This is a genomic window from Streptomyces sp. KL109B (assembly GCF_030766935.1).
GTDB lineage: Bacteria > Actinomycetota > Actinomycetes > Streptomycetales > Streptomycetaceae > Streptomyces.
This window is the reverse complement of record NZ_JASERL010000011.1, coordinates 112,468-128,419: the sequence shown is the minus strand read 5'-3', so window position 1 is coordinate 128,419 and position 15,952 is coordinate 112,468. Positions and strand designations below refer to the sequence as shown.

Genomic DNA, 15,952 nt, shown 5'->3' with positions numbered 1-15,952 from the left:
ACTCGTCAAGATCAAGCAATTCCACGTTCGTCCTTGTCCAGAGGTTGATTGTGTGGTGCCGACATGAGTTCATCCAGTGCTCACCGTCCGTACCGTCCATCCTCGTAGCGTCTCTGCGTACCGATATTCGTCCCCCCACTGACCCACTGACCCACTGACCCACTGACCCACTGACCCACTGATCCACTGATCCACCGAATTCAGGAGCCGCAGACATGACCGACCCCCTCTCGCATCCCGTGTCCCGGCGCCGCGCCCTCGCCCTCGGCGCGGGAGCGGTCGGCGCCGCCGCGGCGGGTTCGCTGCTGCCGCCCTCTCTCCAGCGGGCGCTGGCCGCCGAGCCGCCGGCCGGCGGGCTCGACGCCATCGAGCACGTGGTGATCCTGATGCAGGAGAACCGGTCGTTCGACCACTACTTCGGCACGCTGCGCGGCGTCCGTGGCTTCGCCGACCGTAACGCGGTCCGGCTGCCCGACGGGAAGCCCGTGTTCGAGCAGCCCGACGGCGCGAAGAGAGTCCTGCCGTTCTCCGTGCGCGCCGCCGCCGAGGAGCAGCAGCGCGACCTCCAGTACATCGACGCCCTCAACCACGACTGGGGCGGCGGCCACAAGGCGTGGAACAACGGCTGGATGAACCAGTGGGTCTCCGCCAAGACCGCCGCCACGATGGCGTATTACGACCGCTCCGACATACCCCTGCAGTACGAACTCGCCGACACCTTCACGGTCTGCGACGCCTACCACTCCTCCATGCACAGCTCCACCAGCCCGAACCGCAACTACCTGTGGAGCGGCAACTCCGGCGACGAGCCGGCCGGCGGACGCGCCATCGGCAACGACGCCTACGAGGAGGGGGTGCACAAGGGGTACGACTGGCCCACGTTCGCCGAGCTCCTCGAAAAGGAGGGGCGCAGCTGGCAGACGTACACCGAGTGGGAGAACTTCACCGACAACCAGATCGAGTTCTACGCCACCTTCAAGGCGGTCGCCCGCAAGGCCCTCGCCAAGACCGGTGGACACACGTACATGGAGTCCTTCTACGCCGTCGTCCGCGACGCCGACACCGCCGCCGAGCGGGAGCGGCTGCTCGGGCTCCTCGACGAGGGGGTCGCTGCGCTCATCAAGGAGGAGCGCAGCCTGTTCGAGCGGGCGCTGCGCCGCGTGCCCACCGGCACCCTCGCCGAGCACTTCGCCGCCGACGTCGCCGCGGGAAAGCTGCCCGCGGTCTCGTACCTCGTGCCCTCCGCCGTCGACTCCGAGCACCCCAGCGTCTCCGTCCCGGCCGCGAGCGCCAGCGTCCCGTACAAGGTGCTCGACGCCCTCGCCTCGCATCCGGACGTGTGGCGCAAGACCGTCGTGTTCATCAACTACGACGAGAACGACGGCTTCTTCGACCACGTGCCGCCGCCCGTGCCGGAGGCCGACGACCCCGACGAGTGGTGGCAGGGGCAGCCGACCGGGCTCGGCATGCGCGTGCCGATGCTCGTCATCTCGCCCTGGTCGGTGGGCGGTTACGTGTGCTCCGAGCTGTTCGACCACACCTCCGTCAACCGCTTCCTGGAGAAGTGGACCGGCATCGACGACCCCAACATCACACCGTGGCGCCGCCGGGTGTGCGGCGACCTGACCTCGGCCTTCGACTTCGACACCGCGCAGCAGCAGCCCACCGTGAAGTACCCGGGCCCGGTGCCGCCCGCCACCGACCGCTGGAAGCCGGTGCCGCCCGCCGAGCAGAAGATGCCCGAGCAGGAGACCGGCACCCGGCCCGCGCGCCCGCTGCCGTACCAGCCGGACGCGTACGCGCGCGGCTACGACGGCCGCATCGAGGTCACCCTCACCAACTCCGGGTCGTCCAGCGCCCACTTCGCGCTCTACCCGTACGCGGGCGAGTTCGACGTGCCGCAGCACCGCGACGTCTCCGGCAGCCGCGCGCTGACCGTGTCGCCGCCGAAGGACCGCTACGAGTTCACCGTGACCGGGCCCAACGGCTTCCGCCGCGAGTTCGCCGGACTCACCGCGTCCACCGTCGAGGTCACGTCGTCGATCCGCGCCAAGACCCGCGAAGTCCGCCTCACCCTCGCCAACCACGGCAGCGCGGCGAAGGTGTTCACCGTCCGCCCGCAGTCGTACGTCAGCGGCTCCGACGCCCCCGCCCTCACCCGGCAGGTCCGCGTCGCGCCCGGCGACAGGACCACCGTCACGCACCCGGCGGCGAAGGCCCACGGCTGGTACGACCTGGCCGTCACCTGCGCCGACGAACCCGACTTCGCCCGCCGCCTGATGGGGCACATCGAGAACGGGCGGCCTTCCGTGTCCGGGTGACCGGAGGAGGCCTCAGGCGCCGTCACACGGGCGGCGCCACCGGCGTCTGCGGCACGTCCTTCGCGTCCCGCTGATGCGGGATCACCAGCGAGGCGCTGCCCGGCGCGAGCGCCACCGTCCGCGCGGGCGACGGGATCCGGATGCCCTCGGCGCGGAAGCGGGAGTGCAGCCGCTTGATGAACTCGTGCTTGATCCGGTACTGGTCGCTGAACTCGCCGACCCCGAGGATCACGTTGAAGCTGATCCGTGAGTCCCCGAACGTGTGGAAGCGGACGAGCGGTTCGTGCTCGGGGACCGCGCCCTCGACGTCCTTCATGACCTCCGTGACCACCTCGGCCGTCACCCGCTCCACCTCCTCCAGGTCGACGTCGTAGCCGACCCCGGCGAGCACCGTCAGGGTCATCTCCTGCTCCGGGCGGCTGAAGTTGGTCATGTTCGTGCCGGACAGCTGCGTGTTCGGGATGATCACGAGGTTGTTGGAGAGCTGCCGCACCACTGTGTTGCGCCAGTTGATGTCGACGACATAGCCCTCCTCACCGCTGCTCAGCCGGATGTAGTCGCCGGGCTGCACGGTCTTCGAGGCGAGGATGTGCACGCCCGCGAAGAGATTCGCGAGGGTGTCCTGGAGGGCGAGCGCCACGGCGAGGCCCCCGACGCCGAGCGCGGTGAGCAGCGGTGCGATGGAGATGCCGAGCGTCTGGAGGACGACCAGGAAGCCCATCGCGAGCACCACGACCCGCGTGATGTTCACAAAGATGGTCGCCGAACCCGCCACCGCCGCACGGGACTGCGCGACCGTCCGCACGAGCCCCGTGATCACCCGGGCCGCCGTGAGCGTCGCCACGACGATGAGCAGCGCCGTGAGCGCCATGTTCACATTCCGCCCGGTGCGCGGCGTCAGCGGCAGCACCTCCGCGGCCACCGCCGCGCCCGCGGCGACCGCGGCCCACGGCACCAGCGTGCGCAGCGCGTCGACGATCACATCGTCCCCGCCCCACCGCGTCTGCCCGGCGCGCACCCCGAGCCAGCGCAGCAGGGTCCGCAGCAGCAGCCCCGCCAACAGGCCGCCGACCAGGGCGACTCCGGCGAAGATCAGGTCGTGGAGCTCGACGCCGCGGCTCATCGGACACCTCCGGCGAAGGGGCCGAACGCTGCCGACGAGGCTTCGGGGGCGGATATGTGATGTTTCGTCACGTGGTACCTGCTCGGTAGGGGACAGGGGCGGCGGGCCGGAGCCTCACCCATTCTGCACAAGCCTCTCGCACCCTGTCCCCAAGTCCGTCGCCACCCCCTTACGTGAGTTCGACGACCCTTCCGGTACGCGCCGACTCGTACGCCGCCGCCACGATCCGCACCGCCCGCAGCCCGGACGCGCCGTCGGTGACCGCCACGGGACCCTCGCCGAACAGGAAGGACCGCAGCATCAGCGCGTCCAGGTCGACGCCGTACGCGAGTTCCACGCCCGACCGCGACGTCTCGACGAACCCGCGCACCTTCTGGTCGAACGCGTCCATCTCCAACGCCGCCCGCGCCCCGACCACCTGCATCGAGAGGCCGCCCCACGCCGGATGGTGCCGCGGCTGACTCCAGCTGCAGTCGAGCGTGAGGACGGCCCCGTTCGCGTACGTCACGGTGAGCAGCCCCGCCGTCTCGACCGCGACCTCGTCCCCGTACAGCAGACGGTTGGTCTGCGCGTAGACGGACCGTGCGGGGGAGCCGTCGAAGAGGTCGTCGAGGAGGTCCACGACGTGCACGGTGTGGTCCATGACCGCGCCGCCGCCGGCCAGTTCGGGATCGGTGAACCAGCGCCTCCTGGAGCCGGGCATATAGCCGTTGTTGGCGCCCGCAACCGTGAGCACCTCGCCCGTCGTGCCCGCTCGCACCGCGTCGCGCACCGCGAGGTAGGCGGGGCTGAACCGCACCGGGTGCGCCACCGCGAGCCGCACCCCCGCCGCCCGGCACGCCTCGACCATCGCGGCGGCGTCCTCGGGCGTCGTCGCGAGCGGCTTCTCGCACAGCACGTCGACGCCGTGCGCGGCGGCCAGCAGGACCAGCGTCCGGTGCCGCACGTTCTCCGCGCAGACGACGACCTTGTCCGGGCCCCAGGCGAACAACTCCTCGTACGTGTCGACGTGATCGACACCGATGCGCATCGCCAAGTGCTTCCCGCGGGACTCGTTCGGCGCGGCCGGATCCCGGTCCGGATCGGCCGCGAGCACCTCCACGCCGTCCATCGCGGCGAGCTTGCGCGCGAAACCGGTCGCGTGGACGTGCGCGAACGACAGCACGCCGACCTTGATGTCCCGTCGGTCCGTCATCGCCGGGCCTCCTCGGTCGCATCGAGTTCGACACTCGCTCCGGTGCGCGCGGACTCGGCGGCGGCGCACGCGATGCGGACGGCCTCGACGCCGTCGCGCGCCGAGACGCGCGGGGCGGGGCCGCCCTCGAAGGCCGCGGCGAACTCCCGCAGTTCCGTCAGATACGGGCTCTCCGTCATCGGGCTGCCCGGAATGCCCTCGCCGGGTTGCCGCGTCCCCTGTGCCAGAACCCGGAAGCCCGGGTCGGCGGTCGAGTCGTGCTCCAGGATTCCGTCCGTCCCCGCGAACCGGTACGTCGTACGGAACGGCAGATCCGGCGGCCCCCACACACCGAGTACGTGGCTGATCGCGCCGGAGGCGTGCGTGAGGACCGCGGTGCCGGTCACCACCGCGTCACCGTCGCTCTCCCGCGCCCCCTGGTTGTCGCGCACCTGCGCGTGCACCCGCACCACCTCACCCGCGAGCAGCCGCGCGAAGTCGAAGTCGTGGATCATCTGGTCGATCAGGATGCCGCCCGAAAGCGCCGGGTCCGCGAACCACGGCGCCCACCCCGGAAAGCGCCCGGAGCGCGTGAACCGCAGCACGGCGGGGCTGCCAAGGCCCCCGCGCGCCACCGCGTCGGCGAGCGCCGCGTACGCCGGGAAGTAGCGCACGACATGGGCCGGGAACAGCCGCACCCCCGCCGCCCGCGCCGCTTCGGCCATCTCCCGGGCCTCGGTGACATCGAGCGAGAGCGGCTTCTCGCACACCACGTGCCGGCCCGCGGCGATCGCGTCCAGGACGATCCGCCGGTGCGTGTACGTGGGGGTGCACACGTCGACGACGGTGCAGCGGTCGAGGAGTTCGGGCGGGCTGTGCGTTGCCGTGACGCCGAACTCGGCGTATCTGGTGGCCAGTTGCTCCGCGCGGCCGTCGGTGGACAGGACCGTGACGCGTGCGCCGAGGGCGGTCCATGCGGGCAGGTGGGCGCGGGCGATGAGGCCCGCGCCGATCAGTCCCACGTCGAGGCGTGCCATGAAGCTCCTTTCGGGTGGGGGCGGTTCCACCATGCGGCAGGAGGGGTCAGAGGCGTTCCACCGCGCGGAACCCGGCGAGCCGCGCCACCAGTCTGCGCGCCGAAGGGGTCAGTTCGCCCACGGGCAGTGGCTCGCCGCCGTTCAACCGGCCCACCAGGGCGGACAGTTCGCGTGCCGTCAGACCGGTCCGGGTGACATGGCCGCAGGCCGCCACGAGGCGGTGCCGGTCGACGGGCGCCCACAGCACCCGCTCCGTGGCCCGTACCGCGTCGTCGTCGGTGAAGTAGCCGGGCCTGGTGGGCGGCGGCACTGGACGCAGGCCGCCGTCGGTGGCGTGCCGGAGCGCCTCGCGGGCCAGGCGGCGGTGCAGCCGTTCGGGGCCGGACTCCTGGCGCAGGTGGGCGAGGGCCGCGGACAGGACGGGAGGCAGGGTGGCGGGCAGGTCGTCGGTCGGGTCGCCGTCGGGCACAAGGGTGTCGGCCGGGGCCAAGGCGGACGCCCGATACGGCGGGTCGAACGCGTAGGACGGCTCGCGCGGCACGCTGATGTGCACGGCCGTGCCGGGGGAGCGGGCGGTGTACGGGGCGGGCACCGTGTACGCGTGGTCGGCGGGCCAGTACAGCAGGTCGCCGGGGACCGTGGTGGCCGCCCAGCGCCGGTCGCCTGGGCCCGTGAGGTGGATGCGGTGGCGGCCGTGCAGTGTGTAGAGGAACGTGGCGGCCCGGTGGTGGGAGGCCGTGGTCCTCGGCGGCGCGGACGTGCCGTGGCAGAGCGTCGTGCCGATGGCCGCGAGCGGCTGCCCGACCTCGTCCCAGAGGCCCGCGAGGAAGTCGCGTTCCCTGATCCACAGCGGGTGGTGCCCCGCGTGCAGCTCCCGCACCACGAGCGCGAAGTCCGTGTCGCCCAACCGCGTTTCCAGGCGCCGGTCGTAGGCGGCGAACGAGCCGTCCTCGGGCCGTGGCAGCAGATCACCGGGCTCCGTCAGGCGGCGCGGCCCCACGGTGAACAGGACCCGGTCATCGGCGCCCGCCGTGGCGTGCTGGGCGGCGGCGACGGCCCCCTCGAAGACCTCGTTGGGGTCGAAGGGGGCGGCGCCGCGGCCGGGACCGGCGCCGCGGCCGGGGCGCAGCAGCACGGGTCTTCGGTCCCAGTGCTCGGCCGCGAGGCGCGGCCAGTCCACGGACCGGTCGAGGGGGCCGAGGACGTCGATGGGGGTGGCGGCGCTCGTGGTCACGGACGCGGCTCCGGAGGCGTGACGCGGACGGCCCGCGACCGGCACAGTTCACGCAGCAGCGCGTGCAGCCGGGGCGAGTGCGCGTGGTGTCCCGACGACGCGGCGAGGTCGGCGACGGTGGCGCCGCCGCGCGCCGTGCGCAGATGGGCGAGGAGCCGGTCGGCGGCGCGGCCCGGCGCGGGCCACACATGTCCGTTCGCCGCCCACAGCGCGTCGTCGTGGCCGTCGGCGACCCGGATGATCTCCGAGACACGTTGTAATCGGTGCCGTGAGGTGAGCGGGACGGCGGGGCACGGCTCGGGCGCCGGGTTCAGGCCCGCGGCGGAGCGCAGCCCGGCCCAGCGCACCAGGAGGTCCCGCTCGATGTCCGGCTCGGTGAGGGCCTCGGTCAGGCGGCGGGCGGCGGCCCTGAGCGGGGCGGGTGGTGTCACCCGGCCGTCGGGCCGCGCGGGCAGCGGGTGGGGGTGCGCCGCAGGGGCCTGCGCGTGCGCGCGCCGCCTGCGCGTCAGCGCGCGGACGCCGTCCGCGACCATCGGCAGGGCGGCGGCCGTCCGGGCGGGCACGCTCAACCGGAGCGTCGTGCACGGCCGCGTACGGTGGTCGAGGTGCCGGCTGCCCGCGGGCCAGTGCAGCAAGTCGCCCGCCGAGGCCCTCAGTTCGTACTCGGTTCCGGTGTGCTCGGGTCGTACGCGCACGGTCAGTTCGCCGTCGATGACCCAGGTGAGGGACGCGGCGTCGGGGTCGCCCGCCTCGGTGACGGTGTGGTGCCGGTCGCCGACGGCCAGTTCCGCCGTCACCGGCACCGCGGGCCAGCCGACGTGCCGCCAGAGCCCCGCCAACGCGTCCCGCACCCGCGACCACAGCGCGAAGTCCCCGCTCAGCGGGTCATCGACGGTCAACAGCCAGCCGTCATTGCCCAGTTGCGGCGCCTCGGCCAGCCGTGCGACGTACCCGGCGAGATCCCGGTCGGCCGGCCCCGGCAGCAGCGTCCCCGGCTCCCGGAGCACCCCGTCCGCGGTGGACAGGCGCAGTGGCGCGGGGGCGGGGCGGGCGGCCGCGGCGAGGAGGAGGGTGTGCGCGTCGGCCGCGGTGATGCCCAGTGGGGTGTCGCCGACGACGACCGGCTCCCGGCCCCAGTGCGCGTCGGCGAAGCGGCGCAGGGCGGGGGCGTCGGGCACGGTCCTACGGGCGGGGGCGGGCCTTGGATTCATCGGGCAGGGGGTCTCCTCGGGTCCCGCTTCGGGGGGTGGCGCCGGGGTTCGTGACCTTGCCAGAGCGCTTCCGGCTTCGTCAACGCTTTACGGAGAACACGTGAACGTACGCGGGGGAGGAGGAGAAGGCGGGAAACGTCGAGGCGACGGAGCGGCCCCAGAGGTGTGGATCTTGTGAAATGGCGGGTTCACGCCTGCCGGAATACCAGACTCCGCCCCATTTGGTAGGGCGCGGAGCATGGCAAAGTGTGCACGCTCGTTCGGATGCACAAGAAAGGCCCATTCATGCCCCTCGCATTGTTCCGCCGGAAGCGCGCCGGATCCGGGCGGGGAGCCGGACCCGTTCACTCCCTGCCGCAGGGCGCGGGTGGTGTGCACTGCGAGGTGACCGACCCGTTCGGCCAGCCCATGCCGGGCGCCGAGGTCACGCTCACACACTCGGACACCGGCCGGGTCACCGCCAAGGCCACGACCGACCCCTTCGGCCTCGTCTTCGTCACACTGCAACCGGGCCGTTACAGCGTGCTCATCGCGGCCGAGGGCCTCCAGCCGTTCCAGCAGACGGTCGACGTCGTCGAGGGCGAGGCGCTGCCGCTCACCGGCATCCAGCTGCACGTGGGCCGCTCGCCCGAGCTGCCGCAGCCCGGCACCTGGCTGTTCGACCCGCCGCACACCGCGATCCGCTTCATCGCCAAGCACGTCGGCATGGCCCATGTGCACGGCCGCTTCACGCGCTTCGAGGGCGGCATCCAGATCGCGCCCGACATGGCGGACTCGCGGGTCGAGGTCCGTATCGACGCCTCGTCGATCACCACGGGCAACAACACCCGCGACAACCACCTGCGCTCCGCCGACTTCCTCGACGTCGAGCGCTACCCCTACATCCACTTCTCCTCGGACCGCTTCATCTACCGGGGTGGCTCGAAGTGGACGGTGCAGGGCGCCCTCACCATGCACGGCGTGAGTCGCACCGTCGACCTCGACACCGGTTACCTCGGTGTCGTCAACGGCGGCTACGCGGAGGAGCTGCGCTGCGCGGCCCTCGCCACGGCGGAGCTGCACCGCGAGGACTACACGCTGAACTGGCGGACCATGCTCGCCAAGGGCATCGCGGTCGTCGGCCCGACCGTCAAGCTCGAAATGGACGTACAGGCGATGTACCGCAGCGAGGACACGCCGACCCCGCCGGAGTAGCCGGCGGGGGTCACCGTGCGGAGGGGGTCATGCGCGCTGCGCGACCCCTCCGCCGATGGCGGACGCCCACTCCGTGACCAGGGACTCGTACTCCGCACGGTCCTCGGCGCTCAGGCGTCCGCGCGTGCGCGCCCACAGGTCACGAATCTGCTCGTTGACCACGTCGGCGGACCGTTCGGTTCGTGGGGCTGGGGTGGCGGACATGTGAACGAGCGTAGGGGATCCGTACGCGTATTCGCTGCGGTCCGTCACGTGGCTATCGCCATGTGTGAGTTTCGTCATGCCCTTCGGCATGATGACTCCTGTCCCGCTCAAGTGCCCTGACCCCGTACGCCACTTCAGTTCTTGCGGCCCACGGCCCCGTACATCGGCACGGGGGAACCGTCCCGGTCCTCGTCGACGGCCAACTCCGGGCGCCAGTCGGGCAGCCAGACCACACCGGGGTCGACGAGTTCGAGACCGGACCCTGTGAAGAACTTCGTCACTTCCTCGTGCGTGCGCGGCACGAGCGTGACCCCACCGGCCGCGTACATGTCGATGGCCTGCTGTGTGCGCGAAGGGTCGTAGTCCGAGGCCACTTGGGACAGGACGAGGTGGCTGCCCGAGGGCAGCGCGTCCACGAAGGTGCGCACGATGTCGTACGCGCCCTGGTCGTCCGGGATGAAGTGCAGCAGCGCGATCAGCGACACCGCGATCGGCTTGTCGAAGTCCAGGATCTCCCGGGCCTGTTCGAGGATCTTCCCCGGTTCCCTTGCGTCGGCCTGGACGTAGCGCGTGATGCCCTCCGGGGTGCCGCGCAGCAGCGCCTCCGCGTGCCGCAGCACGATCGGGTCGTTGTCGACGTACACGACGCTCGCCTCGGGCACGGCGCGCTGCGCGATGCGGTGCAGGTTCGGCTCGGTCGGGATGCCGGTGCCGATGTCCAGGAACTGCGTCACGTCGCCGCGCGCGGCCAGCATCCGGGTCGCGCGGTGCATGAACCAACGGTTGTGCCGCGCCGCGTACTTGGCCAACGGCTCCAGCGTCATGATCTGCCGGCCGAGCTCCTCGTCCACCGGATAGTTGTCCTTGCCGCCGAGGTACCAGTCGTAGACCCGCGCCGGGTGCGGCTTGCTGGTGTCGATACGGGACGGGGTGGGCGAGGTCTCGGGCGTGGACGGCATCGGTGCTTGCAACTCCCTGTCGGACGTCGGCTGTTCACGCACGTGTCCTGAGGTGAACGTGCGTACGTGTGTGAGCATCCTGCCGTACGTCAGGCGCCCGCGCCGCCCGATTCCTCGAACGTCCCGTGCCGCCCGGCCCCCGCCGCGAACCGCCCAGCGCCCTCGACCGCCCCGCCCAACACGCCCATGCCGTGCCGGAGTTCCGCGCGCATCGCCGCCTCCTCGTCCTGCCCGTGCTGTTCGCGCAGGGAGGCGCGGTCGCTGCGCAGGCAGTCCTGCGGGAAGGCGGCAAGGCTCGCGGCGAGCGCCTCCGCCTCTGCGCGGGAGCGGCCGGGCGGGACGAGGCGGTTCGCGAGGCCGATCTCGTACGCCTCCCGCGCCTCGACCGCGCGGCCGGTGAGGATCAGATCGCTCGCGCGGCTCTCGCCGATGAGGCGGGGGAGTCGGACCGTGCCGCCGTCGATGAGCGGGACGCCCCAGCGGCGGCAGAAGACGCCGAACACCGCGTCCTCCTCGGCGACCCGCAGATCGCACCAGAGGGCGAGTTCGAGCCCGCCCGCCACCGCGTGCCCCGCGACCGCCGCGACGACCGGCTTTGTGAGCCGCAGCCGGGTCGGGCCCATCGGACCGTCCCCGCCCTCCTCGACCCGGTTCCCGCGCTCCGTGCCGATCGCCTTGAGGTCGGCGCCCGCGCAGAACGTGCCGCCCTCGCCCCACAGCACGGCGGCCCGCGCCGCGTCGTCCGCCTCGAACGCGCGGAAGGCGTCGGCCAGTTGCCGCGCCGTCGGCCCGTCGACCGCGTTGCGGGCCTCGGGCCGGGACAGCACGACCGTGGTGACATGACCTTCGCGTTCGACGCGGACGGACGGCGGCATGAGGGATTCCCTCCGGTCGGGGTGCTAGCTGACGGTGAGCTTCAGCTTGGCATCCGCCGTCGAGCTGTCGCCCACGTACAGCTCGAACGCGCCCTCCTCGACCCGGAATTCGCCGCTCGGGTCGTTCGTCCAGAACCCGAGGTCCTCCGCGCCCAACTGGAACCGGACCGTCGTCGCCGCCCCCGCGTCCAGCGTGACCCGCTTGAACCCCCGCAGCCTGCGCACCGGTTGAGTCAGCGAGGCCGCCACATCACGCACGTACAGCTGCGCGACCTCGTCCCCGGAGCGCGAGCCGGTGTTGCGTACCTCGACGGACACCTCAAGGGTGTCGCCCTTGCCAAGGGCTGCCGCCGAGATCGAGGACCGGCTCAACTTCGGTGTGCCGAAGGCGAACTTCGTATAGCTGAGCCCGTACCCGAAGGGGAACTGCGGGGTCGGCGGCAGGTCCAGGTACTTCGACGTGTACTTGTTGTCCTTGTCGTACGGGCGGCCCGTCGACTCGTGGTTGTAGTGGATCGGGATCTGGCCGGTGGTCCGCGGGAAGGACACCGGCAGCTTGCCGCCGGGGTTCACGGCCCCGAACAGGACGTCCGCGATCGCGTTGCCCGCCTCGATGCCCGGGTGCCAGGCCTCCAGGACGGCAGGGGCGCTGTCCAGCCAGTCACCGACGGTCAGCGGGCGGCCGCCGACAAGCACCACCACGAACGGCTTCCCGGTCTCCGCGACCGCCGCGATCAGCTTCTCCTGCGCGCCCGGCAGCGAGATGTCGCTGCGCGCCGCGGCCTCACCGCTCATCGACGGCGGCTCGCCGACGACCACGACGGTGACGTCCGCGGCCTTCGCGGCGGCCACCGCGTCCGCGATGCCGCCCGTGTCCTTGCCCTCCGGGTCGACGCCGCGCGCGTACGTGACCTCGGCGCTGGGAGCCGCTTTCTTCACGGCGTCGAGCACCTTCACCGAAGGGAACTTCTCGGCCGACGCGGGCACCACCCACGTACCGAGAAGATCGGAGGAGTCCGCGAACGGGCCAACGACGGCAAGGGACTTGACCGACTTCTTCAGCGGCAGCGCGTCCCGCTCGTTCTTCAGAAGAACCATCGAGCGGGAGGCGGCGGCGCGCGCCGCCTTGCGCGCGTCGGCCGACGGCTCGTCGATCGCCTTCGACTCCTCCACGTACGGGTCGTCGAACAGGCCGAGTTCGTACTTCAGGCGCAGCAGGCACGCCACGGCGTCGTCGATCCGGCGCTCCTCGATCTTCCCGGCGCGCACCAGCTTCTTGCCGTTGGTGAGGAGGTTCGTGCTGGTCATCTCCATGTCGACGCCGGCGTTGAGGGCGAGCCGTGCCGCGTCCGCGCCGTCCTCGGCGAAGCCGTGCGGGATCAGTTCCTCGACGCCGTTGTAGTCGCTGACGACGAGCCCATCGAACCCCCACTCCTTCTTGAGGATGTCGGTGAGCGTGTGCGGATTGCCGTGCGCCGGAACGCCGCTGAGGGTGTTGAAGGAGGCCATCACGGTGGCGACACCGGCGTCCAACGCCGCCTTGAACGGCGGGAGATAGAGATTCCGCAGCCGCGACTCGGACACGTCGACCGTGTTGTAGTCCCGGCCGCCCTCCGCGCCGCCGTACGCCACGAAGTGCTTCGCGCACGCCGCGACGGTCTCCTTCGAGCCGTACCCGGAGCCCTGGTATCCCTTCACCTTGGCCGCCGCGAACCGCGCGGTCAGATACGGGTCCTCGCCGTTGCCCTCGGCGATCCGGCCCCAGCGCGGCTCGTGCGTGACGTCCATCATCGGGGAGAACGTCCAGTGCACGCCGTTTGACCTGGCCTCCTTCGCCGACACCTCGGCGTCCGAGCGGGCCACGTCCGGGTCGAAGCTGGCGGCCTGGGCGAGCGGGATCGGGAAGTTGGTCCACATCCCGTGGATCACGTCGAGGCCGAGCAGCAGCGGGATGCCGAGCCGGGACTCATCGACGGCGATGCGCTGCAGTGCGTTGGTGGTCTTCGCGCCGAAGATGCTGAACACGGAGCCGACGCGGCCGGTGCGCGCGGCGTCCTCGACCGCCTTCGTGGTCCCCGAACCCGGATTGAGGTCGTACGACCAGGGGAGCTGCTGCAACTGCCCCAGCTTCTCTTCGAGAGTCATACGGGCGAGGAGGCTCCGGACCTTGCCCTCGTAGCTCTCGCGCGGGGCGGCGGGGGCCGCCGTGGCCGCGTGTGCGACGGCGGACTGGCTGGTGGTGGTGGCGGTGCCCGCGGCAGCGGTGACACCGATCGCGGACAGCAGGGTACGTCTACGCAGCTCCGGCATGCCTTCGCTTCCCGATCGTACGGGGCCCACAACTCGTGTAATGGGCACAAGAATTGAAGCGAAGTTACGTTCCGGTTACCCGAGGGTCAAGAGGTGTGACCTGGGGTGTCGCATCTGTATCGCGGAACGCTTGACCTCAAGATTGGTTGAGGTTCTACTCTCATCGGCATGAGCATGGAGACGACAGCCTGGACGCAGCTGCACAGCGTCATGAATGCCCAGAACGGCGGCCCGAACGGCCGCCCCTTCGCCCGCGCGACCCTCCGCAGGATCGCCGCGTTCGCCCGCCCGCACCGGCGGCGCATCGCCCAGTTCGTATTCCTCAGCATCCTGACCGCGCTGCTCGCCGTCGCGACGCCGATGCTCGCGGGCAAGGTCGTCGACGCGATCGTGGGCGGCGACGACCAGGGCCACATCATCCGCCTCGCCCTCCTCATCGCGGCGATCGCGCTCGCCGAGGCCGGATTCGGGCTCCTGGCCCGCTGGCTGTCGTCGAACCTCGGCGAGGGGCTCATCCTCGACCTGCGCACCGCCGTCTTCGACCACGTACAACGCATGCCCGTCGCCTTCTTCACCAGGACCCGGACGGGAGCCCTGGTCAGCCGCCTCAACAACGACGTGATCGGCGCGCAGCGCGCGTTCAGCAACACGCTGTCGGGGGTGGTCGGGAACGTGGTGACTCTCGTCCTCACCCTCGCGGTGATGCTCACCCTCTCCTGGCAGATCACCCTCCTCGCCCTGCTGCTCCTGCCGGTCTTCGTGCTCCCCGCCCGCCGCATGGGCTCCCGCATGGCCCGCCTCCAGCGCGAGGCCGCCGCGCACAACGCGGCGATGGGCACCCGGATGACCGAGCGGTTCTCGGCGCCCGGCGCCACGCTGATCAAGCTGTTCGGGCGGCCCGGCGACGAGTCGGCGGAGTTCGCGGAGCGCGCGAACCGGGTGCGGGACATCGGCGTACGCACCGCCATGGCGCAGTCGGCGTTCATCACGGCGCTGACACTCGTATCGGCGCTCGCCCTCGCGCTGGTCTACGGCCTCGGCGGCTACTTCGCGCTGGAAGGCACGCTGGAAGCGGGCGCGGTGGTGTCGCTCGCCCTTCTCCTCACCCGCCTGTACGCGCCGCTGACCTCGCTCGCCGGGGCCCGGGTCGAGGTCATGAGCGCGCTCGTCAGCTTCGAGCGGGTCTTCGAGGTACTCGACCTCAAGCCCCTGATCGACGAGAAGCCGGACGCGACCGAGATCCCGAACGGTCCGGTGGCGGTCGAGTTCGACGACGTCCGCTTCGGCTACCCGGCAGCGGACAAGGTGTCCCTCGCCTCCCTGGAAGAGGTCGCATCGCTGGACACACGGGGCGGCTCCGAGGTCCTGCACGGTGTCTCCTTCCGCGCGGAACCCGGCCAGACGGTGGCCCTCGTCGGCTCCTCAGGCGCCGGCAAATCAACCATCGCGTCGCTGCTTCCGCGCCTGTACGACACCGATGGCGGGGCCGTCCGCATCGGCGGCGTCGACGTGCGCGACGCGGGTGCGGCATCGCTGCGCGCCACGCTCGGCATGGTCACCCAGGACGGCCACCTCTTCCACGACACGGTCCGCGCGAACCTGCTGCTGGCGCGGCCCGAGGCGGAGGAGGCGGAGCTCTGGGACGTACTCCGCCGGGCCCGCCTCGACACACTCGTCCGCGAGCTGCCGGACGGGTTGGACACGGTCGTCGGCGAACGCGGCTACCGCCTCTCCGGCGGGGAACGTCAACGCATGACCATCGCCCGCCTGTTGCTGGCCCGGCAACGCGTCGTCATCCTCGACGAGGCCACCGCCCACCTCGACAACACCTCCGAGGTGGCGGTCCAGGAAGCGCTCGCGGAGGCCCTGGAGGGACGCACGGCGGTGGTCATCGCCCACCGCCTCTCCACGATCCGCTCCGCGGACCAGATCCTGGTCATCGAGGACGGCCGCGTGGCCGAACACGGCACCCACACCTCCCTCCTCGCCCTCGGCGGCCGCTACGCGGAGCTCTACCGCACCCAGTTCTCCGAACCGTCCCCGGTGCCGGAGGCGGCGTAACCCCCGGGGCTCCGCCCCGGACCCCGCTGCGGGGTCGCCGCAGGGGCTTGATCGGGCCAACCAAATCCAGCCCCACCGGCGGATGACCACAATCAAGCCCCGCCGGCGGATGACCACAATCAAGCCCCGCCGGCGTTTGAGGCGCGGGGTCCGGGGCGGAGCCCCGATCTTTCCAGCCTCGCCGGCGTTTGAGGCGCGGGGTCCGGGGCGGAGCCCCGAGGCGTGGGAGGAAGGTAGCCGCAACGTTCA

At 71.6% G+C, this 15,952-nt stretch carries 12 protein-coding genes; 3 read left to right on the top strand and 9 right to left on the bottom strand.

Annotation, left to right across the window (positions count from 1 at the left end; genetic code table 11):
• Positions 1-215 precede the first annotated feature (215 nt).
• Positions 216-2,321 (top strand): phosphocholine-specific phospholipase C, encoded by a 2,106-nt coding sequence (locus RBJ65_RS31180; RefSeq protein ID WP_306319960.1) that lies wholly within the window; start codon positions 216-218, stop codon positions 2,319-2,321.
• A 22-nt stretch (positions 2,322-2,343) separates the two neighbouring features.
• Here RBJ65_RS31180 and RBJ65_RS31175 read toward each other — a convergent pair whose 3' ends face one another.
• From RBJ65_RS31175 to RBJ65_RS31155, 5 genes are all read right to left on the bottom strand, one after another.
• Positions 2,344-3,444, bottom strand: a complete 1,101-nt coding sequence (locus tag RBJ65_RS31175) for a mechanosensitive ion channel family protein (RefSeq protein ID WP_306319959.1) — start codon at positions 3,442-3,444, stop codon at positions 2,344-2,346.
• A gap of 169 nt (positions 3,445-3,613) precedes the next feature.
• Positions 3,614-4,639 (bottom strand): Gfo/Idh/MocA family protein, encoded by a 1,026-nt coding sequence (locus tag RBJ65_RS31170; RefSeq protein WP_306319958.1) that lies wholly within the window; start codon positions 4,637-4,639, stop codon positions 3,614-3,616.
• The gene (locus RBJ65_RS31165) at positions 4,636-5,655 is read right to left on the bottom strand and encodes a Gfo/Idh/MocA family protein (protein WP_306319957.1); all 1,020 of its coding nucleotides are present in this window, start codon (positions 5,653-5,655) and stop codon (positions 4,636-4,638) included. Before RBJ65_RS31165 ends, RBJ65_RS31170 begins: the two co-directional genes overlap by 4 nt.
• A gap of 46 nt (positions 5,656-5,701) precedes the next feature.
• Complete coding sequence (locus tag RBJ65_RS31160) at positions 5,702-6,889, bottom strand: hypothetical protein (RefSeq protein WP_306319956.1); 1,188 nt, start codon at positions 6,887-6,889, stop codon at positions 5,702-5,704.
• Positions 6,886-8,100, bottom strand: coding sequence for a hypothetical protein (locus tag RBJ65_RS31155; protein ID WP_306319955.1), 1,215 nt, complete (start codon positions 8,098-8,100; stop codon positions 6,886-6,888). The genes RBJ65_RS31160 and RBJ65_RS31155 overlap by 4 nt, the downstream gene beginning before the upstream one ends.
• Positions 8,101-8,385: 285 nt before the next feature.
• Between RBJ65_RS31155 and RBJ65_RS31150 the strand changes: the two genes are divergently transcribed.
• Positions 8,386-9,294, top strand: coding sequence for a YceI family protein (locus RBJ65_RS31150; protein ID WP_306319954.1), 909 nt, complete (start codon positions 8,386-8,388; stop codon positions 9,292-9,294).
• 27 nt (positions 9,295-9,321) lie between these two features.
• Here the strand turns inward: RBJ65_RS31150 and RBJ65_RS31145 are convergent, their stop codons facing one another.
• The 4 genes from RBJ65_RS31145 to RBJ65_RS31130 form a co-directional block, all read right to left on the bottom strand.
• Entirely contained in the window at positions 9,322-9,498 is a 177-nt protein-coding gene (locus RBJ65_RS31145; RefSeq protein ID WP_306319953.1) for a hypothetical protein, read from the bottom strand.
• A 134-nt stretch (positions 9,499-9,632) separates the two neighbouring features.
• On the bottom strand, positions 9,633-10,457 hold the full coding sequence (locus tag RBJ65_RS31140; protein ID WP_306319952.1) for an SAM-dependent methyltransferase: 825 nt from the start codon (positions 10,455-10,457) through the stop codon (positions 9,633-9,635).
• A gap of 89 nt (positions 10,458-10,546) precedes the next feature.
• Entirely contained in the window at positions 10,547-11,332 is a 786-nt protein-coding gene (locus RBJ65_RS31135; RefSeq protein ID WP_306319951.1) for a crotonase/enoyl-CoA hydratase family protein, read from the bottom strand.
• Between the two features lie 24 nt (positions 11,333-11,356).
• Positions 11,357-13,642, bottom strand: coding sequence for a glycoside hydrolase family 3 N-terminal domain-containing protein (locus RBJ65_RS31130; protein WP_306319950.1), 2,286 nt, complete (start codon positions 13,640-13,642; stop codon positions 11,357-11,359).
• A 168-nt stretch (positions 13,643-13,810) separates the two neighbouring features.
• Between RBJ65_RS31130 and RBJ65_RS31125 the strand changes: the two genes are divergently transcribed.
• Positions 13,811-15,703 carry an ABC transporter ATP-binding protein gene (locus tag RBJ65_RS31125; RefSeq protein ID WP_306319949.1) on the top strand — a complete coding sequence of 631 codons (1,893 nt, stop codon included), beginning with the start codon at positions 13,811-13,813 and terminating at the stop codon, positions 15,701-15,703.
• Positions 15,704-15,952: the final 249 nt, after the last annotated feature.